Source organism: Endozoicomonas sp. PH6C (assembly GCF_059322965.1).
In genome coordinates this window covers 5,117,471-5,142,564 of record NZ_CP185342.1, presented here as the reverse complement: position 1 = coordinate 5,142,564, position 25,094 = coordinate 5,117,471, and the positions used below count along the sequence as shown (strand labels likewise).

Genomic DNA, 25,094 nt, shown 5'->3' with positions numbered 1-25,094 from the left:
CTTCGAGGGTGTCACAGAACTCTGGTTCCCATGCTTTTAGGCCCTGTGGGCCCCAGGCGTGGGAACCCATACCTATCTCGAGCTGCAGAGTCCGCTTTTCAGGGGAGGTATGCATTCCCACGCAGAGCGTGGGAACGAGTTGTTGGGCTTTTGCGACAGCCTCCGGAGCCTGGGAACGAGTTGTTGGAGTTTTACGTGCCCCCTGAAGTTCTGGAGAACACTTCCAATGCGCTGATCGTCGGGGGCGCCGCCGGTGGTGATGATGACAATAAGCCACCTGACGGAAACAGCGGGAGTCCTTACCCAAAGCCCCAACCTGTCCTTACCCTTGTTCCTGATCCTGTCCAAACTTGTCTGCAGCAAAAAAAGCAACTGCTTGTAATATTACAAATCAAACGACTATGGGCGATTATGACAGGCCAAACCACGCTGGCCCGGATTTTGTCAGACCGGATCATGGTGATTGAAGCCGATCTTCTTGATCTGGAAAGGTCAGACCCTGCTACGATTCAACCGGGGCAGGTTCAGACATGGCTGGCAGAGGATGGCCAGGAACTCAGAGTTTACCGTGAGATGGTTTCTGGCAAATATTCTGGCCTTCAGGTGGGCAACGGGAAAAAGAGCAAATCCTCCCGAACGACCAAAGCATCAACGACCGCGACAACAAATCAGGCCAGCCAGACAAGCGGATCTGCCGCCCGTAAAAGGGGAACCGGTTCGACAGGCGCCAATGGTCGTGGAGGCGATGACCCACTGAAACCCTCAGCTGAGCAGCATACCGGGAATTCGGTTGTCGCTTGTTCGAAGTGTGACAAGGCATTGAATCCACAGGAATTAGAACGTGTAGCAAATCAGGCAGCAGCTTCAGCGTTGTTGTGCAACAAGTGCCTGTCGGGCATTCAAGGTAACAAAAGGGTAAGACAAATCAGGGAAGAAGCAGAACCGGATTCACCAGAACCTGCTCCGAAAAAAAAGAAGGGCCCGGGTAGAAAGAGAAATAATTCAACAGCTGTTGCTGAACCAGCGGCCAAAAAAAAGAAACCGCCAGATACTCAAATTCCCGATGATCCGTTAGAAAAAATAAAAGCAAATATCAGGTACGAACTAAGTCAGGAAGAGCTGAAAAAAGTGCAAACCCTGGTGGCGGTATTCAAGAAAAAAAACATCACTGTAAAAAACACTTTTTATATGCTGCTTGGTTTCGTAGATAGAGATTCTTTTAATGGCTTCTTCGATAATGCCGCCGCCTTTTTTGGGCACCTTTCTAAAAACGTCAAAAATACAGGCATGCTGACCAGCATGCTGAATAATTGCAAAAAACATATCCGTAGTTTTGCAGAGCGTAGCCAGGATGAACTCGAATATTTAGCGAATTTAGATGTAGTGACTTCTTTCTCGTCCATGAATAATGGCAAAGGTGTGCCCACAAATAAGGAAGTGAAAGCAATACTGGGCTGGCCAGAATGGAAAGACAGGGATGGTGAGTTTAATACGAAGTTGTTCCGATCCTTCTCGTCAATGAATTGTGGCAAAGGCATGCTGAAACATGAACAAGTGAAAGAGGTGCTGGGCTGGCCGGAGTGGAAAGACAAGAATGGCAAGTTCAGTATGGAACTGTTCCGCTCCTTATCATCCATGAACAGTAGTAAAGGCATGCTCAAACATGAGGAAGTGAAAGAGGTGCTGGCCTGGTCGGAATGGAAAGACAAGGATGGCGAGTTCAGTATTGAGCTGTTCCGCGCCTTCTCATCCATGAACAGTGGTAAAGGCATGCTCAAACAAGAGGAAGTGAAAGAGGTGCTGGGCTGGCCGGAATGGAAAGACGAGGATGGCGAGTTCAGTATGGAGTTGTTCCGTTCCTTCTCGTCTATGAACCATGGCAAAGGCATCCTGAAACATGAGCAAGTGAAAGAGGTGCTGGGTTGGTCGGAATGGAAAGACAGGGAGGGCGAGTTCAGTATGGAGCTTTTCCGCTCCTTCTCATCCATGAATAGTGGCAAAGGCATCCTCAAACAAAAGGAAGTGAAAGAGATGTTGGGTTGGCCGGAATGGAAGGACAAGAATGGTGAGTTCAATATGGAGCTGTTCCGTTCCTTCTCATCCACGAACAATGGTAAAGGCATGCTCAAACATGAGCAAGTGAAAGAGGTGCTGGCCTGGTCGGAATGGAAAGACAAGGATGGCGAGTTCAGTATGGAGCTATTACGCTCCTTCTCATCCATGAACAATGGTAAAGGCTTGCCCACTCATGAGCAAGTGAAAGAGGTGCTGGGCTGGCCGGAATGGAAAGACAAGAATGGCGAGTTCAACATTGAGCTGTTCCGCGCTTTTTCCTCCATGAATAGCAGCAAGGGCATGATTAAACATGAGGAAGTGAAAGACGTGCTGGGCTGGCTGGAATGGAGAGACAAGAATGGCGAGTTGAATATGGAGCTGTTCCGCTCCTTCTCATCCATGAACAATGGTAAAGGCGTGCTCAAAAAAAACGAAGTGAAAGAGGTGCTGGGTTGGCCGGAATGGAAAGACAAGGATGGCGAGTTCAATATGGAGCTGTTCCGCTCCTTCTCATCCATGCATAGTCAGAAAGACATGTTCAAACACAGGGAAGTGAAAGAGGTGCTGGGCTGGCCGGAATGGAAGGACAAGGATGGCGAGTTCAATATGGAGCTGTTCCGCTCCTTCTCGTCTATGAATCATCGCAAGGGCTTGCTCAAACAAGAGGAAGTGAAAGAGGTGCTGTCCTGGTCGGAATGGAAAGACAAGCATGGTGAGTTCAATATTGAGCTGTTCCGCTCCTTCTCATCCATGAACAATGGTAAAGGCGTGCTCAAAAAAAAGGAAGTGAAAGCGATGTTGGGCTGGCCGGAATGGAAAGACAAGGATGGCGAGTTCATTATGGAGCTGTTCCGCTCCTTCTCGTCTATGAATCATGGCAAAGGCATGCTCAAACAAGAGGAAGTGAAAGAGGTGCTGGACTGGGCGGAATGGAAAGACAAGGATGGCGAGTTCAATATGGAGCTGTTCCGCGCCTTCTCATCTATGAATCATGGCAAAGGCATGCTCAAACAAGAGGAAGTGAAAGAGGTGCTGGGCTGGCTGGAATGGAAAGACAAGGATGGCGAGTTCATTATGGAGCTGTTCTGCGCCTTCTCGTCCATGAATAGTGGCAGAGGCATGCTCAAACAAAAGGAAGTGAAAGAGATGTTGGGTTGGCCTGAATGGAAACACAAGGATGGCGAGTTCAGTATGGAGTTGTTCCGCGCCTTTTCATCCATGAATAATGGCAGAGGTATGCTCAAACATGAGAAAGTGAAAGAAGTGCTCGGCTGGTCTGAATGGCAACACAAGGGTGTCGAGCTCAATATGAAGCTGTTCCGCGTTTTCTCGTCTATGAATCACGGCCAAGGCTTGCCCAAACATGAGCCTGTGAAAAAAGTGCTGGACTGGATAGATTGCCGTGGGGCGCCCAATCACAGGCTACTGCAAATCATGTCCAGGCTCTGGGTATCAGCAGGGCTACCTGCTATCAAGCTGCTGCAACACCGGGAAACACAACTGAAACAGTTACTGCTTACAGAACTTACCGGAGAACACAGCAACCGGGATAATGAAGGAGATGATAAATACAATTGCCAGATAAAAACAGTCGCTCTTTATCTTTCCACCCCTAAGCCAGACTGGTCGCTAAAATGGACGGTTTTAAAACAGTTCTGCCAATTGCATAAAGAGACTAAAACGCTTCTGATGCTGGAATCATTGATAGGATTTTTATCTTCTTCCGGAGGGAAAAGCGTCAAACGTTACCTTCAGGCTAATCAACTGGATCGGCATTTTTTGTGGCGTCATTCAATGAAAGCCGTGCCTTTGCGGGTGTTAAATAGAGCAATGTTTCTGTGTTCTTCCGATGAAGACAGGGAGCGTTTTGTCTATTTTGCCAAGCGGCTGAAGTCGTTGCCAGATAAAAGATTATGGGAGCAATACTCAGCCCTGTTACAACCATTATCGGCGGTGCTGAAACTCGACTCTATGCAAAGGCTCTATCTGGAAATCCTGCAACCCTTAACAAAGGATCATCAGCTGCGTTTTCTGGATGCCAGCCATGCCCAGGCTGTATTCGACCTGTTTCCCTCGTTGAGTGCTCTGCAAAAACTCAGCAAAGAGCATTCTTCCCATTGGTTAAACAAGCTGCTTAAAGCCTGCCTGCAACTAAAAACCCATGACATTACCAAAGAAGGTATCCAGATACTGTTCGAAGCGCTGCTCAAAACCCATAGTCTTCTACCCTGGGATAACGAGATCCCCGATCACTTTTTGTCCGGGATGCAAACGACCGACAACAACCATGTTGAGATACCTGTCTCCGGACTTATCCAATCTGGAGAACAGTTGGCCCTGAGCTATATCTCTGTTTTGATGCAGAACCTCAATGAGATGTCTTTTACCGTCAAAGGGCAATGGCTTGAGGTTGAATTACCAAGTGGCAGAGTTCAAAACTACCGCTTTCCAATGCCACAGCTGAAAATACAGGATGAAAAAATGGCCATCAGCAACTGGTCAGAGGAGCAGTTCAGGACTGTATTGAAAATCACCGGGATAGCTGAACACTATTATTTGACTGCAGATCAATGGCAGAAACTGGATAACGTACAATCCAGGCAAGCTGAAGCATGTCAGCCAGAGAATGAATTGGAACCACAAAAACAGGCGTTTGGCAGTTTATGGTTAAAGCTCAACCAGACAGAAATTTTTGGCAGCGAAATACTGAATTTACTGGAGGAGTACGAGAGCGAAATGGAGCTTATGCATACAGTGACTCTCCTTAAAAAAGCCAAAATCGATAGCGCTACCCACATATTGGAAGTGTGGAGGCAACGGGCGTGCAGCAAAATAGAACAGTTAAAAAAGCAAGACCCTTTATTATCAGATGTTGATCCTGATGTTTATAAAGGTTGTCAGGAACTGGAGTTGCTTGATGGGTGTGGGAGTATTTTCTAAAAAGACTTGTGTCGCCTGATAAAGCTTCTAAAAACAAACTGTCTGCCAAATCCGTTTATGGCAAGCTCGCCAGTGAGCTGCTATAAAGTCTGCCGCAAACGTCAATCAATAGGCCTGAGCCGGACGACGCACAAATTTTTCCCAATGGCTAATGGATTCACAGAAGCTGATTTTTTAAGCCAGGATCTATGAAACGCTCACAAAAAAACAAAACGGCCATATCGAGAGTTCGATCACTGCTGGTGACGATAATATTTGGTGGGCCGCTGCATGCAGTGGAATTAGTCGGCTCAAGTCCGCTACCCGCCTATTTTCTGTATTCCCATAAGTTGGCTGAATCTGAACAGCCCCACCCTCTTCGATGGCATCAAAAAAACCTGACTCCCATGCTTTTAGGCCCTGTGGGCCCTAGACGTGGGGACCTGTATGTTATCTCAAGTCGCAGTATCCGGCTTTCAGGGGGGATATGCATTCCCACGCCGGATGACGATAAGCCACCTGACAGAAACAGCAGGAGTCCTTACCCAAAGCCCCAACCTGTCCTTACCCTTGTTCCTGATCCTGTCCAAACTTGTCTGCAGCAAAAAAAGCAACTGCTTGTAATATTACAAATCAAACGACTATGGGCGATTATGACAGGCCAGACCACCCTGTCCCGGATTTTGTCAGACCGGATCATGGTGATTGAAGCCGATCTTCTTGATCTGGAAAGGTCAGACCTTGGCACGATTCAACCGGGGCTGGTTCAGAAATGGATGGCAGAGGATGGCCAGGAACTCACAGTTTACCGTGAGATGGTTTCTGGCAAATACTCTGGCCGACAGGCGGGTAACGGGAAAAAGAATTCATCCTCCCGAACGACCAAAGCATCAACGACCGCAACAACAGTTCAGACCGGCCAGACAAGTGGATCTTCTGCCCGTAACTTGGGAACCGGTTCGACAGGCGCCAATGGTCGTGGAGGCGATGACCCACTGAAACCCTCAGCTGAGCAGAATACCGGAAATTCGGTTGTTACTTGTTCGAAGTGTGACAAGGCATTGAATCCACAGGAATTAGGACGTGTAGCAAATCAGACAGCAGCTTCAGCGTTGTTGTGCAACAAGTGCCTGTCGGGCATTCAAGGTAACAAAAGGGTAAGACAAATCAGGGAAGAAGCAGAACCGGATTCACCAGAACCCGCTCCGAAAAAAAAGAAGGAGTCAGGTAGAAAGAGAAATAATTCAACAGCTGTTACTGAACCACCGGCCAAAAAAAAGAAACCGCCAGACACTCAAATTGCCGATGATCCGCTAGAAAAAATAAAAGCAAATATCAAGTACGAATTAAGTCAGGAAGAGCTGAAAAAAGTGCAAACCCTGATGGCGATATTCAAGAAAAAAAACATCACTGTAAAAAACACTTTTTATAAGCTGCTTGGTTTCGTAGATAGAGATTCTTTTAATGGCTTCTTCGATAATGCCGTCGGCTTTTTTGGGCACCTTTCTGAAAACTTCAAAAATACAGGCATGCTGACCGGCATGCTGAACAATAGCAAAAAACATATCCGTAGCTTTGCAGAGCGTAGCCAGGATGAACTCGAATATTTAGCGAATTTAGATGTAGTGACTTCTTTCTCGTCCATGAATAATGGCAAAGGCGTGCCCACACATGAACAAGTGAAAGGAATACTGGGCTGGCCAGAGTGGAAAGACAGGGATGGTGAGTTTAATACGAAGTTGTTCCGATCCTTCTCGTCAATGAATTGTGGCAAAGGCATGCTGAAACATGAACAAGTAAAAGAGGTGCTGGGCTGGCCGGAGTGGAAAGACAAGGATGGCGAGTTCAGTATGGAACTGTTCCGCTCCTTATCATCCATGAACAGTAGTAAAGGCATGCTCAAACATGAGGAAGTGAAAGAGGTGCTGGCCTGGTCGGAATGGAAAGACAAGGATGGTGAGTTCAGTATGGAACTGTTCCGCGCCTTCTCATCCATGAACAGTGGTAAAGGCATGCTCAAACAAGAGGAAGTGAAAGAGGTGCTGGGCTGGCCGGAATGGAAAGGCGAGGATGGTGAGTTCAGTATGGAATTGTTCCGATCCTTCTCGTCTATGAACCATGGCAAGGGCATCCTGAAACATGAGCAAGTGAAAGAGGTGCTGGGTTGGTCGGAATGGAAAGACAAGGATGGTGAGTTCAGTATGGAGCTGCTCCGCTCCTTCTCATCCATGAACAATGGCAAGGGCATGCTCAAACATGAGCAAGTGAAAGAAGTGCTGAGCTGGCCGGAATGGAAAGACAAGGATGGTGAGTTCAGTATGGAGCTGCTCCGTTCCTTCTCGTCTATGAGTCATGGCAAAGGCATCCTCAGACATGAGGAAGTTAGAGAGGTTCTGGGTTGGCCGGAATGGAAAGACAAGGATGGCGAGTTCAATATGGAGCTGTTCCGCTCCTTCTCATCCATGCATAGTCAGAAAGGCATGTTCAAACACAGGGAAGTGAAAGAGGTGCTGGGCTGGCCGGAATGGAAAGATGAGGATGGCGAGTTCGGTATGGAGTTGTTCCGTTCCTTCTCGTCTACGAACCATGGCAAAGGCATCCTGAAACATGAGCAAGTGAAAGAGGTGCTGGGTTGGTCGGAATGGAAAGGCAAGGATGGCGAGTTCAGTATGGAGCTGTTCCGCACCTTCTCATCTATGAATCATGGCAAAGGCATGCTCAAACATGAGCAAGTGAAAGAGGTGCTGGGCTGGCCGGAATGGAAAGACAAGGATGGCGAGTTCAGTATGGAGCTGTTCCGCGCCTTCTCGTCTATGAATAACGGCAAAGGCATGCCCAAACAAAAGGAAGTGAAAGAGGTGCTGGGCTGGCCGGAATGGAAGGACAAGGATGGCGAATTCAATATGGAGCTGTTCCGCTCCTTCTCATCTATGAATCATGGCAAAGGCATGCTCAAACATGAGCAAGTGAAAGAGGTACTGGGCTGGCCGGAATGGAAAGACAAGGATGGCGAGTTCAGTATGGAGCTGTTCCGCTCCTTCTCATCCATGAATAATGGCAAAGGCGTGCTCAAACATGAGGAAGTGAAAGAGGTGCTGGGCTGGCCGGAATGGAAAGACAAGGATGGCGAGTTCAGTATGGAGCTGTTCCGCGCCTTCTCATCTATGAATTATGGCAAAGGTATGCTCAAACATGAACAAGTGAAAGAGGTGCTGGGTTGGCCAGAATGGAGAGACAAGGATGGCGAGTTCAATATGGAGCTGTTCCGCGCCTTCTCGTCTATGAATCATGGCAAAAGCATGCTCAAACATAAGCAAGTGAAAGAGGTGCTGGGCTGGCCGGAATGGAAAGACAGAGATGGTGTGTTCAATACGAAGTTATTACGCGCTTTCTCGTCGATGAATCATGGTCAGGGTGTGCTCTGGCATCAGCAAGTGAAAGAGGTGCTGGGCTGGCCGGAATGGAAACACAGGGGTGACCAGTTCAATCTGAAGTTGTTCCGGGCTTTTTCGTCCATGAATAATGGCCAGGGCTTGCCCAAACATGAGCCTGTGAAAAAAGTGCTGGGCTGGATAGGTTACCGGCGGGCACCCAATCATAGTCTGCTGCAAATTATGACCAGGCTGTGGGCATCAGCAGGACTACCTGTTACTGAGGTGCTGCAACACCGGGAAACACAACTGAAACAGTGGCTGTTTACAGAATTTACCGGAGAACATAACAACTCGAATAATAAAGGAGATGACCAATACGATAGCGATTCAGAGAATGAAGAGGATGACAAATGCAATCGCCAGATAAAAACAGTCGCTCTTTATCTTTACACCCCTAAGCCAGACTGGTCACTGACATGGACGGTTTTAAAACAGTTCTGCCAATTGCATAAAGAGACTAAAACGGCTCTGATGCTGGCATCATTGATAGGGCTTTTATCTTCTTCTGGAGAGAAAAGTGTCGAGCGCTACCTTCAGGCTAATCAACAGGATCGGCATTTTTTGTGGCGTCATTCAATGAAAGCCGTGCCTTTGTGCGTGTTAAATAGAGCAATGTTCCTTTGTTCTTCTGATGAAGACAGGGAGCGTTTTGTCTTTTTTGCCAAGCGGCTGAAGACATTGCCGGATAAAAGACTATGGGAGCTGTATTCAGCTCTGTTGCAATCATTGTCAGGAGTGCTGAAACTCGAATATATGCAAGGGCTCTATCTGGAAATCCTGCAACCCTTAACAAAGGATGATCAGCTCCGTTTTCTGGATGCCAGCCATGCCCGGGTTGTGTTGGACCTGTTTCCCTCGTTGAGCGCCCTGCAAAAACTCAGCAAAGAGCATTCTTGCCATTGGTTAAAGAAGCTGCTTGAAGCCTGCCTGCAACTAAAAAACCATGACATCACCAAAGAAGGCATCCAGATACTGTTTGAAGCGCTGCTCAAAACCCATAGTCTTCTACCCTGGGATCACAATATCCCCGATCACTTTCTGTCCGGGATGCGAACAACCGACAATAACCATGCTGAGATACCTGTCTCCGGACTTATCCAGTCAGGAGAACAGTTGGCCCTGAGCTATATTGCTGTATTGATGCAGAACCTCAATAAGATGTCTTTCACCGTCAAAGGTCAGTGGCTTGAGGTTGAAGTGCCAGGTGACGGAGTTCAAAACTACCGCTTTCCAATGCCACAGCTGGAAATACAGGATGAAAAAATGGCCATCAGCAACTGGTCAGAAGAGCAGTTCAGGACTGTTTTGAAAATCACCGGGATATCTGAACACTATTATTTAACTGCAGATCAATGGCAGAAACTGGATAACGTTCAATCCACTGTGGCATGTCAGCCAGAAAATGAATTGGAACCACAAAAACAGGCATTTTCCAGTTTATGGTTAAAGCTGAACCAGACAGAAATTTTTGGCAGCGAAATACTGAATTTACTGGAGGAGTACGAGAGCGAAATGGAGCTTATGCATACAGTGACCCTCCTTAAAAAAGCCAAAATTGATAGCGCTACCCACATACTGGAAGAATGGCGGCAACGGGCGTGCAACAAAATAGAACAGTTAAAAAAGCAAGACCCTTTATTATCAGATGTTGATCCTGATGTTTATAAGGGTTGTCAGGAACTGGAGTTGCTTGATGGGTGTGGGAGTATTTTCTAAAAAGACTTGTGTCGTCTGATAAAGCTTCTAAAAAAAACTATCTGCCAAATCCGTTTATGGCTAGCTCGCCAGTGAGCTGCTATAAAGTCTGCCGCAAACGTCAATCAATAGTTCTGAGCCGGACGACGCACAAATTTTTCCCAATAGCGAATGGATTCACAGAAGCTGATTTTTTAAGCCTGGATCTATGAAACGCGCACAAAAAAACAAAACGGCCTTATCGAGGGTTCGATCACTGCTTCTGCTGGTGTCGATAATATTTGCTGGGCTGCTGCATGCACTGGAATTAGTCGGCTCAAGCTCGCTACCAGCCTATTTCCTGTATTCACATAAGTTAGCTGAACCTGAACAGCCCGATCCTCTTCGATGGACCCTGACTCCCATGCTTTTAGACCCTGTGGGTCCCAAACGCGGGAACCCGTATGCTATCTCAAATTGCAGTATCCAGCTTTCAGGGGGGATATGCATTCCCACTCCGGATGACGATAAGCCACCTGACGGAAACAGCGGGAGTCCTGAACCAGAGCGCCAACCTGATCTTACCCTTATTCCTGATCCTGTCCAAACTTGTCTGCAGCAAAAAAAGCAACTACTTGTAATATTACAAATCAAACGACTATGGGCGATTATGGCAGGCCAGACCACCCTGTCCCGGATTTTGTCAGACCGGATCATGGTGATTGAAGCCGATCTTCTTGATCTGGAAAGGTCAGACCTTGGCACGATTCAACCGGGGCTGGTTCAGACATGGCTGGCAGAGGATGGCCAGGAACTCAGAGTTTACCGTGAGATGGTTTCTGGCAAATATTCTGGCCGACAGAAGGGTAACAGGAAAAAGAATTCATCCTCCCGAACGGCCAAAGCATCAACGACTGCGACAACAGGTCAGACCGACCAAACAAGCAGATCTCCTGCCCGTAACAGAAGAACCGGTTCGACAGGCGCCAATGGTCGTGGAGGCGATGACCCACCGAAACCCTCAGCTGAGCAGATTACCGGAAATTCGGCTGTCGTTTGTTCGAAGTGTGACAAGGCATTGAATCCACAGGAACTAGAACGCGTAGCAAATCAGACAGCAGCTTCAGCGTTGTTGTGCGACAAGTGCCTGTCGGGCAATCAAGGTAACAAAAGGGTAAGACGAATCCGGGAAGAAGCAAAACCGGATTCACCAGAACCCGCTCCGAAAAAAAAGAAGGGCCCGGGTAGAAAGAGAAATAGTTCAACAGCTGTTGCTGAACCAGCGGCCAAAAAAAAGAAACCGGCAGATACTCAAATTCCCGATGATCCGTTGGAAAAAATAAAAGCAAATATCAAGTACGAATTAAGTCAGGAAGAGCTGGAAAAAGTGCAAACCCTGGTGGCGGTATTCAAGAAAAAAAACATCACTGTAAAAAACACTTTTTATAAGCGGCTTGGTTTTGTAGATAGAAAGTCTTTTAATGGTTTCTTCGATAATGCTGCCGCCTTTTTTGGACACCTTTCTGAAAACTTCAAAAATACAGGCATGCTGACCGGCATGCTGGGTAATAATAAAAAACATATCCTTAGTTTCGCAGAACGTAGCCTGAGTGAACTCGAATATTTAGCAAGTCTGGATGTATTGAATTCCTTCTCGTCCATGAATAATGGCAATGGCGTGCCCACACATGAACAAGTGAAAGCAATATTGGGCTGGCCAGAATGGAGAGACAGGGATGGCGAGTTTAATACGAAGTTGTTCCGCTCCTTCTCGTCAATGAACAATGGCAAAGGCATGCTCAAACATGAGCAAGTGAAAGAGGTGCTGGGCTGGCCGGAATGGAAGGACAAGGATGGCGAGTTCAGTATGGAGCTGTTCCGCTCCTTCTCATCCATGAACAATGGTAAAGGCGTGCCCACACATGAACAAGTGAAAGAGGTGCTGGGCTGGCCGGAATGGAAGGACGAGGATGGTGAGCTCAACATTGAGCTGTTCCGTGCCTTCTCGTCCATGAATAGCAGCAAGGGCATGATTAAACATGAGGAAGTGAAAGAGGTGCTGGGCTGGCCGGAATGGAAGGACAAGGATGGCGAGTTCAGTATGGAGCTGTTCCGCTCCTTCTCATCCATGAACAATGGTAAAGGCGTGCCCACACATGAACAAGTGAAAGAGGTGCTGGGCTGGCCGGAATGGAAAGACAAGGATGGCGAGTTCAGTATGGAGCTGTTCCGCTCCTTCTCATCCATGAACAATGGTAAAGGCGCGCTCAAAAAAAAGGAAGTGAAAAAGGTGCTGGGCTGGCCGGAATGGAAAGACAGGGATGGCGAGTTTAATACGAAGTTGTTCCGATCCTTTTCGTCAATGAATAGTGGCAAAGGCATGCTCAAACAAGAACAAGTGAAAGAGGTGCTGTCCTGGCCGGAATGGAAGGACAAGGATGGCGAGTTCATTAAAGAGCTGTTCCGCGCCTTCTCGTCTATGAACAATGGCAAAGGCATGCTCAAACATGAGCAAGTGAAAGAGGTGCTGGGTTGGCCGGAATGGAAAGATGAGGATGGCGAGTTCAGCATGGAGCTGTTCCGCTCCTTCTCATCCATGAATAGTGGCAAAGGCATGCTCAAACAAGAGGAAGTGAAAGAGGTGCTGAACTGGCCGGAATGGAAAGACAGGGATGGCGAGTTTAATACGAAGTTGTTCCGATCCTTCTCGTCAATGAACAATGGCAAAGGCATGCTCAAACATGAGCAAGCGAAAGAGGTGCTGGGCTGGCCGGAATGGAATGACAAGTATGGCGAGTTCAGTATGGAGCTGTTCCGCTCCTTCTCCTCCATGAATAGTGGCAAAGGCATGCTCAAACAAAAGGAAGTGAAAGCGATGTTGGGCTGGCCGGAATGGAAAGACAAGGATGGCGAGTTCAATATGGAGCTGTTCTGCGCCTTCTCGTCCATGAATAGTGGCAAAGGCATGCTCAAACATGAGGAAGTAAGAGAGGTACTGGGCTGGCCGGAGTGGAAAGACAAGGATGGTGAGTTCAGTATTGAGCTGTTCCGCGCCTTCTCGTCCATGAATAATGCCAGAGGCATGCTCAAACAAAATGAAGTAAAAGAGATGTTGGGTTGGCCTGAATGGAAAGACAAGGATGTCGAGTTCAGCATGGTGCTGTTCCGTGCCTTTTCATCCATGAAAAATGGCAGAGGCATGCTCAAACATGAGGAAGTAAGAAAGGTACTGGGCTGGCCGGAGTGGAAAGACAAGGATGGTGAGTTCAGTATTGAGCTGTTCCGCGCTTTTTCGTCCATGAATAATGGCCAGTGTTTGCCCAAATATGAGTCTGTGAAAAAAGTGCTGGACTGGATAGGTTACCAGGGGGCACTGAACCATTGGCTACTGCAAATTATGACCAGGCTCTGGGCATCAGCAGGGCTACCTGCTATCAAGATGCTGCAACAACGGGAAACACAACTGAAACAGTTACTGCTTAAAGAGCTTACAGGAGAACACAGCAACCCGGATAATGAAGGAGATGATGAATACAATAGCGACTCAGATGATGAAGAGGATAAATACAAACGCCAGATAAAAACAGTCGCTCTTTATCTTTCCACCCCTAAGCCAGACTGGTCGCTAAAATGGACGGTTTTAAAACAGTTCTGCCAATTGCATAAAGAGGCTAAAACGCTTCTGATGCTGGAATCATTGATAGGATTTTTATCTTCTTCTGGAGGGAAAAGCGTCAAACGCTACCTTCAGGCTAATCAACAGGATCAGCATTTTTTGTGGCGTCATTCAATAAAAGCCGTGCCTTTGCACATGTTAAATAGAGCAATGTTCCTGTGTTCTTCCGATGAAGGCAGGGAGCGTTTTGTCTATTTTGTCAAGCGGCTGAAGTCATTGCCGGATAAAAGACTATGGGAGCAGTACTCTGCCCTATTGCAAGCATTGTCAGGGGTGCTGAAACTCGAATATATGCAAGGGCTCTATCTGGAAATTCTCCAACCCTTAACAAAAGATGATCAGCTGCGTTTTCTGGATGCCAGCCATGCCCGGGCTGTATTCGATTTGTTTCCCTCGTTGAGCGCCCTGCAAAAACTCAGCAAAGAGCATTCTTCCCATTGGTTAAACAAGTTGCTTGAATCCTGCCTTCGACTTAAAACCCATGACATCACCAAAGAAGGCATCCAGATACTGTTCGAAGCGCTGCTCAAAACCCATAGTCTTCTACCTTGGGATCACGATATCCCCGATTACTTTCTATCCGGGATGCGAACAACCGACAATAACCATGTTGAGATACCTGTCTCCGGACTTATCCAGTCAGGAGAACAGTTGGCCCTGAGCTATATCGCTGTGTTGATGCAGAACCTTAATGAGATGTCGTTTACCGTCAAAGGGCAGTGGCTTGAGGTTGAGGTGCCAGGTGACGGAGTTCAAAACTACCGCTTTCCAATGCCACAGCTGGAAATACAGGATGAAAAAATGGTCATCAGCAACTGGTCAGAAGAGCAGTTCAGGACTGTTTTGAAAATCACCGGGATATCTGAACACTATTATTTAACTGCAGATCAATGGCAGAAACTGGATAACGTTCAATCCACTGTGGCATGTCAGCCAGAAAATGAATTGGAACCACAAAAACAGGCATTTTCCAGTTTATGGTTAAAGCTGAACCAGACAGAAATTTTTGGCAGCGAAATACTGAATTTACTGGAGGAGTACGAGAGCGAAATGGAGCTTATGCATACAGTGACCCTCCTTAAAAAAGCCAAAATTGATAGCGCTACCCACATACTGGAAGAATGGCGGCAACGGGCGTGCAACAAAATAGAACAGTTAAAAAAGCAAGACCCTTTATTATCAGATGTTGATCCTGATGTTTATAAGGGTTGTCAGGAACTGGAGTTGCTTGATGGGTGTGGGAGTATTTTCTAAAAAGACTTGTGTCGTCTGATAAAGCTTCTAAAAAAAACTATCTGCCTAATCCGTTTATGGCTAGCTCGCCAGTGAGCTGCTATAAAGTCTGCCGCAAACGTCAATCAATAGTTCTGAGCCGGACGACGCACAAATTTTTCCCAATAGCGAATGGATTCACAGAAGCTGATTTTTTAAGCCTGGATCTATGAAACGCGCACAAAAAAACAAAACGGCCTTATCGAGGGTTCGATCACTGCTTCTGCTGGTGTCGATAATATTTGCTGGGCTGCTGCATGCACTGGAATTAGTCGGCTCAAGCTCGCTACCAGCCTATTTCCTGTATTCACATAAGTTAGCTGAACCTGAACAGCCCGATCCTCTTCGATGGACCCTGACTCCCATGCTTTTAGACCCTGTGGGTCCCAAACGCGGGAACTCGTATGCTATCTCAAATTGCAGTATCCAGCTTTCAGGGGGGATATGCATTCCCACTCCGGATGACGATAAGCCACCTGACGGAAACAGCGGGAGTCCTGAACCAGAGCGCCAACCTGATCTTACCCTTATTCCTGATCCTGTCCAAACTTGTCTGCAGCAAAAAAAGCAACTACTTGTAATATTACAAATCAAACGACTATGGGCGATTATGGCAGGCCAGACCACCCTGTCCCGGATTTTGTCAGACCGGATCATGGTGATTGAAGCCGATCTTCTTGATCTGGAAAGGTCAGACCTTGGCACGATTCAACCGGGGCTGGTTCAGACATGGCTGGCAGAGGATGGCCAGGAACTCAGAGTTTACCGTGAGATGGTTTCTGGCAAATATTCTGGCCGACAGAAGGGTAACAGGAAAAAGAATTCATCCTCCCGAACGGCCAAAGCATCAACGACTGCGACAACAGGTCAGACCGACCAAACAAGCAGATCTCCTGCCCGTAACAGAAGAACCGGTTCGACAGGCGCCAATGGTCGTGGAGGCGATGACCCACCGAAACCCTCAGCTGAGCAGATTACCGGAAATTCGGCTGTCGTTTGTTCGAAGTGTGACAAGGCATTGAATCCACAGGAACTAGAACGCGTAGCAAATCAGACAGCAGCTTCAGCGTTGTTGTGCGACAAGTGCCTGTCGGGCAATCAAGGTAACAAAAGGGTAAGACGAATCCGGGAAGAAGCAAAACCGGATTCACCAGAACCCGCTCCGAAAAAAAAGAAGGGCCCGGGTAGAAAGAGAAATAGTTCAACAGCTGTTGCTGAACCAGCGGCCAAAAAAAAGAAACCGGCAGATACTCAAATTCCCGATGATCCGTTGGAAAAAATAAAAGCAAATATCAAGTACGAATTAAGTCAGGAAGAGCTGGAAAAAGTGCAAACCCTGGTGGCGGTATTCAAGAAAAAAAACATCACTGTAAAAAACACTTTTTATAAGCGGCTTGGTTTTGTAGATAGAAAGTCTTTTAATGGTTTCTTCGATAATGCTGCCGCCTTTTTTGGACACCTTTCTGAAAACTTCAAAAATACAGGCATGCTGACCGGCATGCTGGGTAATAATAAAAAACATATCCTTAGTTTCGCAGAACGTAGCCTGAGTGAACTCGAATATTTAGCAAGTCTGGATGTATTGAATTCCTTCTCGTCCATGAATAATGGCAATGGCGTGCCCACACATGAACAAGTGAAAGCAATATTGGGCTGGCCAGAATGGAGAGACAGGGATGGCGAGTTTAATACGAAGTTGTTCCGATCCTTCTCGTCAATGAACAATGGCAAAGGCATGCTCAAACATGAGCAAGTGAAAGAGGTGCTGGGCTGGCCGGAATGGAAAGACGGGGATGGCGAGTTCAGTATGGAGCTGTTCCGCTCCTTCTCGTCTATGAATAGTTGCAAGGGCATGATTAAACATGAGGAAGTCAAAGAGGTGCTGGGCTGGCCGGAATGGAAGGACAAGGATGGCGAGTTCAGTATGGAGCTGTTCCGCTCCCTCTCGTCTATGAATCATGGCAAAGGCATCCTCAAACATGAGGAAGTTAGAGAGGTGCTGGGCTGGCCAGAATGGAAAGACAAGGATGGCGAGTTCAACATTGAGCTGTTCCGCGCCTTCTCGTCCATGAATAGCAGCAAGGGCATGATTAAACATGAGGAAGTGAAAGAGGTACTGGGCTGGCTGGAATGGAAAGACAAGAATGGCGAGTTCAATATGGAGCTGTTCCGGTCCTTCTCGTCTATGCATCATGGCAAAGGCATTCTCAAGCAAAAGGAGGTAAAAGAGGTGCTGGGCTGGCCGGAATGGAAAGACGAAGATGGCGAGTTCAGTATGGAGCTGTTCCGCACCTTCTCATCCATGAACAGTGGTAAAGGCGTGCTCAAAAAAAAGGAAGTGAAAGAGATGCTGGGCTGGCCGGAATGGAAGGACAAGGATGGCGAGTTCAATATGGAGCTGTTCCGCGCCTTCTCGTCTATGAATAGCAGCAAGGGTATGATTAAACATGAGGAAGTCAAAGAGGTGCTGGGCTGGCCAGAATGGAAGGACAAGAATGGCGAGTTCAGTATCGAGTTGTTCCGTTCCTTCTCATCCATGAACAACGGTAAAGGCATCCTCAAACATCAGCAAGTGAAAGAGGTGCTAAGCTGGCCGGAATGGAAAGACAAGGATGGTGAGTTCAGTATGGAGCTTTTCCGCGCCTTCTCATCTATGAACCATAGCAAAGGCATCCTCAAACAAGAGGAGGTGAAAGAGGTGCTGGGCTGGCCGGAATGGAAAGACAAGGATGGCGAGTTCAGTATGGAGCTGTTCCGAGTCTTCTCGTCCATGAATAGTGGCAAAGGCATGCTCAAACAAAAGGAAGTGAAAGAGATGTTGGGTTGGCCTGAATGGAAAGACAAGAATGGAGAGTTCAGTATGGAGCTGTTCCGTTCTTTCTCATCCATGAATAGTGGCAAGGGTATGCTCAAACATGAGGAAGTGAAAGAGGTGCTGGCCTGGTCGGAATGGAAAGACAGGGATGGCGAGTTCTATATGGAGCTGTTCAGCGCCTTCTCGTCCATGAACAGTGGCAGAGGCATGCTCAAACAAAAGGAAGTGAAAGAGATATTGGGCTGGCCGGAATGGAGCGACAAGGATGGCGAGTTCATTATGGAGCTGTTCCGCGCCTTTTCATCCATGAATAATCGCAGAGGTATGCTCGAACATGAAAAAGTGAAAGAGGTGCTCAGCTGGTCTGAATGGAAACACAAGGGCGGCGAGTTCAATATGAAGCTGTTCCGCGCCTTTTCGTCCATGAATAATAAGAGAGGTATGCTCAAACATGAGCCTGTGAAAAAAGTGCTGGACTGGATAGGTTACTGTGGGGCACGCAATCACAGGCTACTGCAAATCATGTCCAGGCTCTGGGTATCTGCTGGGCTGCCTGCTATCAAAGTACTGGAAAATCAGGAAACACAACTGAAACAGTTACTGCTTACAGAACTTACCGGAGAACACAGCAATCCGGATAATGAAGGAGATGATAAATACAATCGCCAGATAAAAACAGTCGCTCTTTATCTTTCCACCCCTAAGCCAGACTGGTCACTAACATGGATGGTTTTAAAACAGTTCTGCCAATTGCATAAAGAGACTAAAACGGCTCTGATGCTGGAATCATTGATAGGATTTTTATCTTCTTCTGGAGGGAAAAGCGTCAAACGCTACCTTCAGGCTAATCAAAAGGATAGGCATTTTTTGTGGCATCATTCAATGAAAGCCGTGCCTTTGCGCGTGTTAAATAGAGCAATATTTCTGTGTTCTTGCGATGAAGACAGGGAGCGTTTTGTCTATTTTGTCAAGCGGCTGAAGTCATTGCCGGATAAAAGACTATGGGAGCAGTACTCTGCCCTGTTGCAATCCTTGTCGGCGGTGCTGAAACTCGAATATATGCAAGGGCTCTATCTGGAAATCCTGCAACCCTTAACAAAGGATGATCAGTTGCGTTTTCTGGATGCCAGTCATGCCCGGGCTGTGTTCGACCCGTTTCCCTCGTTGAGCGCCCTGCAAAAACTCAGCAAAGAGCATTCTTCTCATTGGTTAAAGAAGCTGCTTGAAGCCTGCCTGCAACTAAAAACCCATGACATCACCAAAGAAGGCATCCAGGTACTGTTCGAAGCGCTGCTCAGAACCCATAGTCTTTTACCCTGGGATAACGATATCCCCGATCACTTTTTGTCCGGGGTGCGAACAACCGACAATAACCATGTTGAGATACCTGTCTCCGGACTTATCCAATCGGGTGAACAGTTGGCCCTAAGCTATATTGCTGTGTTGATGCAGAACCTCAATGAGATGTCTTTTACCGTCAAAGGGCAGTGGCTTGAGGTTGAAGTGCCAGGTGACGGAGTTCAAAACTACCGCTTTCCAATGCCACAGCTGGAAATACAGGATGAAAAAATGGTAATCAACAACTGGTCAGAGGAGCAGTTCAGGACTTTTTTGAAAATCACCGGGATATCTGAACACTATTATTTGACTGCAGATCAATGGCAGAAACTGGATAACGTTCAATTCAGGCAAACTGTAGCATGTCAACCAGAGAATGAATTGGAACCACAAAAACAGGCGTTTGGCAGTTTATGGTTAAAACTGAACCAGACAGAAATTTTTGGCAGCGAAATACTGAATTTACTGGATGAGTATGAGAGCGAAATGGAGCTTATGCATACAGTGACCCTCCTTAAAAAAGCCAAAATCGATAGCGCTACCCACATACTGGAAGCATGGAGGCAACGGGCGTGCAACAAAATAGAACAGTTAAAAAAGCAAGACCCTTTATTATCCGATGTTGATCCTGATGTTTATAAAGGTTGTCAGGAACTGGAGTTGCTTGATGGGTGTGGGAGTATTTTCTAAAAAGACTTGTGTCGCCTGATAAAGCTTCTAAAAACAAACTGTCTGCCAAATCCGTTTATGGCAAGCTCGCCAGTGAGCTGCTATAAAGTCTGCCGCAAACGTCAATCAATAGGCCTGAGCCGGACGACGCACAAATTTTTCCCAATGGCGAATGGATTCACAGAAGCTGATTTTTTAAGCCAGGATCTATGAAACGCTCACAAAAAAACAAAACGGCCATATCGAGAGTTCGATCACTGCTGGTGACGATAATATTTGGTGGGCCGCTGCATGCAGTGGAATTAGTCGGCTCAAGTCCGCTACCCGCCTATTTTCTGTATTCCCATAAGTTGGCTGAATCTGAACAGCCCCACCCTCTTCGATGGCATCAAAAAAACCTGACTCCCATGCTTTTAGGCCCTGTGGGCCCTAGACGTGGGGACCCGTATGTTATCTCAAGTCGCAGTATCCGGCTTTCAGGGGGGATATGCATTCCCACGCCGGATGACGATAAGCCACCTGACAGAAACAGCAGGAGTCCTTACCCAAAGCCCCAACCTGTCCTTACCCTTGTTCCTGATCCTGTCCAAACTTGTCTGCAGCAAAAAAAGCAACTGCTTGTAATATTACAAATCAAACGACTATGGGCGATTATGACAGGCCAGACCACCCTGTCCCGGATTTTGTCAGACCGGATCATGGTGATTGAAGCCGATCTTCTTGATCTGGAAAGGTCAGACCCTGGCACGATTCAACCGGGGCTGGTTCAGAAATGGATGGCAGAGGATGGCCAGGAACTCAGAGTTTACCGTGAGATGGTTTCTGGCAAATACTCTGGCCGACAGGCGGGTAACGGGAAAAAGAATTCATCCTCCCGAACGACCAAAGCATCAACGACCGAAACAACAGGTCAGACTGGCCAGACAAGCGGATCTGCTGCCCGTAACAGAAGAACCGGTTCGACAGGCGCCAATGGTCGTGGAGGCGATGACCCACTGAAACCCTCAGCTGAGCAGAATACCGGAAATTCGGTTGTTACTTGTTCGAAGTGTGACAAGGCATTGAATCCACAGGAATTAGGACGTGTAGCAAATCAGACAGCAGCTTCAGCGTTGTTGTGCAACAAGTGCCTGTCGGGCATTCAAGGTAACAAAAGGGTAAGACAAATCAGGGAAGAAGCAGAACCGGATTCACCAGAACCTGCTCCGAAAAAAAAGAAGGGCCCGGGTAGAAAGAGAAATAATTCAACAGCTGTTGCTGAACCAGCGGCCAAAAAAAAGAAACCGGCAGACACTCAGATCCCCGATGAGCCATTGGAAAAAATAAAAGCAAATATCAGGTACGAATTAAGTCAGGAAGAGCTGAAAAAAGTGCAAACCCTGGTGGCGGTATTCAAGAGAAAAAACATCACTGTAAAAAACACTTTTTATAAGCGGCTTGGTTTTGTAGATAGAAAGTCTTTTAATGGTTTCTTCGATAATGCCGCCGCCTTTTTTGGACACCTTTCTAAAAACGTCAAAAATACAGGCATGCTGACTAGCATGCTGGGTAATAGTAAAAAACATATCCGAAGTTTTGCAGAGCGTAGCCAGGATGAACTCGAATATTTAGCGAGTTTAGATGTAGTGACTTCTTTCTCGTCCACGAATAATGGCAAAGGTGTGCCCACACATGAACAAGTGAAAGCAATACTGGGCTGGCCAGAATGGAAAGACAAAGATGGCGAGTTCAATATCGAACTGTTCCGCTCTTTCTCGTCCATGAATAATGGCCAAGGCGTACCCAAACATGAGGAAATGAGGGAGGTGCTGGGCTGGCCGGAATGGAAAGACAAGGATGGTGAGTTCAATATGGAACTGTTCCGCACCTTCTCATCCATGAACAATGGCAAAGGCATGCTCAAACATGAGCAAGTGAAAGAGGTGCTGGGCTGGCCGGAATGGAAAGACAAGGATGGCAAGTTCAATATGGAGCTGTTCCGCTCCTTCTCATCAATGAACAATGGTAAAGGTGTGCTCACACATGAGCAAGTGAAAGAGGTGTTGAACTGGCCGGAATGGAAGGACAAGAATGACGACTTCAGCATGAAGCTGTTCCGCGCCTTCTCATCCATGAACAATGGCAAAGGCATGCTCAAACATGAGCAAGTGAAAGAGGTGCTGAGCTGGCCGGAATGGAAAGACAAGGATGGTGAGTTCAGTATGGAGCTGCTCCGTTCCTTCTCGTCTATGAGTCATTGCAAAGGCATGCTCAAACATGAGCAAGTGAAAGAGGTGCTGGGTTGGCCGGAATGGAAAGACAAGGATGGCGAGTTCAGTATGGAGCTGTTCCGCTCCTTCTCATCCATGAATAGTCGCAAAGGCATGCCCAAACAAAAGGAAGTGAAAGAGGTGCTGGGCTGGCCCGAATGGAAGGACAAGGATGGCGAGTTCAGTACGAAGTTGTTCCGCGCCTTCTCATCTGTGAATAGAGGCAAAGGCATGCTCAAACGTGAGGAAGTGAGAGAGGCGCTGGGCTGGCCGGAATGGAAGGACAAGGATGGCGAGTTCAGTATGGAGCTGTTCCGCGCCTTCTCATCCATGAATAGTGGCAAAGGCATGCTCAAACATGAGGAAGTGAGAGAGGTGCTGGGCTGGCCGGAATGGAAGGACAAGGATGGCGAGTTCAGTATGGAGCTGTTCCGCTCCTTCTCATCCATGAACAATGGCAAAGGCGTGCTCAAACATGAGCAAGTGAAAGAGGTGCTGAGCTGGCCGGAATGGAGAGACAAGGATGGCGAATTCAGTATGGAGCTGTTCCGCTCCTTCTCATCCATGAACAACCGTAAAGGCATCCTCAAACATGAGCAAGTGAAAGAGGTGCTGGGCTGGCCGGAATGGAAAGACAAAGATGGCGAGTTCAATATGGAGCTGTTCCGCTCCTTCTCATCTATGAGTCATGGCAAGGGTGTACTCAAACATGAGGAAGTGAAAGAGGTGCTGGTCTGGTCGGAATGGAAAGACAGGGATGGCGAGTTCAGTATTGAGCTATTCCGCTCCTTCTCATCCATGAACAGTAGTAAAGGCATGCTCAAACAAGAGGAAGTGAAAGAGGTGCTGGGCTGGCCGGAATGGAAACACAAGGGTGGCGAGCTCAATATAAAGCTGTTCCGCGTTTTCTCGTCCATGAGTCACGGCCAAGGCTTGCCCAAACATGAGCCTGTGAAAAAAGTGCTGGACTGGATAGGTTGCCGGGGGGCGCCCAATCACAGGCTGCTGCATATCATGCCCAGACTCTGGGTATCAGCAGGGCTACCTGCTATCAAGCTGTTGCAACACTGGGAAACACAACTGAAACAGTTACTGCCTGCAGAACTTACCGGAGAACACAGCAACTCGGATAATGAAGGAGAGGATAAATACAATCACCAGATAAAAACAGTCGCCCTTTATCTTTCCACCCCCAAGGCAGACTGGTCGCTAAAATGGACGGTTTTAAAACAGTTCTGCCAATTTCATGAACAGACTAAAACGGTTCTGAGGCTGGGATCATTGATAGGACTTTTATCTTCTTCCGGAGGGAAAAGCGTCAAACGCTCCCTTCAGGCTAATCAACTGGAGCGGCATTTTTTGTGGCGTCATTCAATGAAAACCGTGCCTTTGCGCGTGTTAAATAGAGCAATGTTCCTGTGTTCTTCCGATGAAGACAGGGAGCGTTTTGTCTATTTTGCCAAGCGGCTGAAGTCATTGCCAGATAAAAGATTATGGGAGCAGTATTCAGCTCTGTTGCAACCATTGTCAGGAGTGCTGAAATTCGAATATATGCAAGGGCTCTATCTGGAAATCCTGCAACCCTTAACAAAGGATGATCAGCTGCGTTTTCTGGATGCCAGCCACGCCCGCGTTGTGTTCGACCTGTTTCCCTCGTTAAGCGCCCTGCAAAAACTCAGCAAAGAGCATTCTTCCCATTGGTTAAGCAAGCTGCTTGAAGCCTGCCTGCAACTAAAAACCCATGACATCACCAAAGAAGGCATCCAGATACTGTTTGAAGCGTTGCTCAAAACCCATAGTCTTCTACCCTGGGATCACGATATCCCCGATCACTTTTTGTCCGGGATGCAAACGACCGACAATAACCATGTTGAGATACCTGTCTCCGGACTAATCCAGTCAGGAGAACAGTTGGCCCTGAGCTATATCGTTGTGTTGATGCAGAACCTCAATGAGATGTCTTTTACCGTCAAAGGGCAGTGGCTTGAGGTTGAGGTGCCAGGTGACGGAGTTCAAAACTACCGCTTTCCAATGCCACAGCTGGAAATACAGGATGAAAAAATGGCCATCAGCAACTGGTCAGAAGAGCAGTTCAGGACTGTTTTAAAAATCACCGGGATATCTGAACACTATTATTTGATTGCAGATCAATGGCAGAAACTGGATAACGTTCAATCCAGGCAAGCTGAAGCATGTCAGCCAGAGAATGAATTGGAATCACAAAAACAGATGTTTGGCAGTTTATGGTTAAAGCTGAACCAGACAGAAATTTTTGGCACCGAAATACTGAATTTACTGGAGGAGTACGAGAGCGAAATGGAGCTTATGCATACAGTGACACTCCTTAAAAAAGCCAAAATCGATAGCGCTAGCCACATACTGGAAGCATGGAGGCAACGGGCGTGCAACAAAATAGAACAGTTAAAAAAGCAAGACCCTTTATTATCAGATGTTGATCCTGATGTTTATAAAGGTTGTCAGGAACTGGAGTTGCTTGATGGGTGTGGGAGTATTTTCTAAAAAGACTTGTGTCGTCTGATAAGGCTTCTGAAAACAAACTGTCTGCCAAATCCGTTCATGGCAAGCTTGCCAGTGCGGTGCTATAAAATCTAGCGTAAACGTGAATCATCAGGCTTAAGCCGGATGACGTACGAATTTTTTCCACTGGCGAATGGATTCACAGAAGCTGATTTTATTAGCCTGGATCTATGAGACGCTCACAACAAAAAAAAGCTGCCTGCTCGATGGTCCGATCACTGCTTCTGCTAGTGACGATGTTGTTTGGGGATTCGCTGCATGCATTGGAATTATTCGGGTCAAGCCCGCTACCCGCTCATTTCCTGTATTCCCATAAGTTGGCTGAACCTGAACAGCCCGATCCTCTTCGATGGACCCTGACCCCCACGCTTTTAGGCCGACGTGGGAACCCGTATGTTATCTCAAGTTGCAGTATCCGGCTTTCAGGGGGGGTATGCATTCCCACGTCGGATGAC

5 protein-coding genes are annotated in these 25,094 nt (G+C 47.3%); all 5 read left to right on the top strand.

Annotated elements, in window-relative coordinates; all coding sequences use genetic code 11:
* Positions 1–195: 195 nt before the first annotated feature.
* The 5 genes from ACOMG9_RS18905 (at position 196) to ACOMG9_RS18885 (ending at position 24,621) form a co-directional block, all read left to right on the top strand.
* Positions 196–4,995, top strand: coding sequence for a hypothetical protein (locus ACOMG9_RS18905; RefSeq protein WP_494529242.1), 4,800 nt, complete (start codon positions 196–198; stop codon positions 4,993–4,995).
* Positions 4,996–5,627: 632 nt separating this feature from the next.
* Positions 5,628–10,124, top strand: coding sequence for a hypothetical protein (locus tag ACOMG9_RS18900; protein ID WP_448218031.1), 4,497 nt, complete (start codon positions 5,628–5,630; stop codon positions 10,122–10,124).
* 382 nt (positions 10,125–10,506) lie between these two features.
* Positions 10,507–15,012, top strand: a complete 4,506-nt coding sequence (locus ACOMG9_RS18895) for a hypothetical protein (RefSeq protein WP_494529241.1) — start codon at positions 10,507–10,509, stop codon at positions 15,010–15,012.
* Positions 15,013–15,640: 628 nt separating this feature from the next.
* Positions 15,641–19,873, top strand: a complete 4,233-nt coding sequence (locus tag ACOMG9_RS18890) for a hypothetical protein (RefSeq protein WP_448218029.1) — start codon at positions 15,641–15,643, stop codon at positions 19,871–19,873.
* 632 nt (positions 19,874–20,505) lie between these two features.
* Complete coding sequence (locus ACOMG9_RS18885) at positions 20,506–24,621, top strand: hypothetical protein (protein WP_448218028.1); 4,116 nt, start codon at positions 20,506–20,508, stop codon at positions 24,619–24,621.
* The last annotated feature ends 473 nt before the right edge of the window (positions 24,622–25,094 follow it).

Bases quoted from the DNA above. Each gene is read 5' to 3' on its own strand.
- ACOMG9_RS18900 (WP_448218031.1), top strand. From the start codon at position 5,628: ATGACAGGCCAGACCACCCTGTCCCGGATTTTGTCAGACCGGATCATG.
- ACOMG9_RS18895 (WP_494529241.1), top strand. From the start codon at position 10,507: ATGCTTTTAGACCCTGTGGGTCCCAAACGCGGGAACCCGTATGCTATC.
- ACOMG9_RS18885 (WP_448218028.1), top strand. From the start codon at position 20,506: ATGACAGGCCAGACCACCCTGTCCCGGATTTTGTCAGACCGGATCATG.
- ACOMG9_RS18890 (WP_448218029.1), top strand. From the start codon at position 15,641: ATGGCAGGCCAGACCACCCTGTCCCGGATTTTGTCAGACCGGATCATG.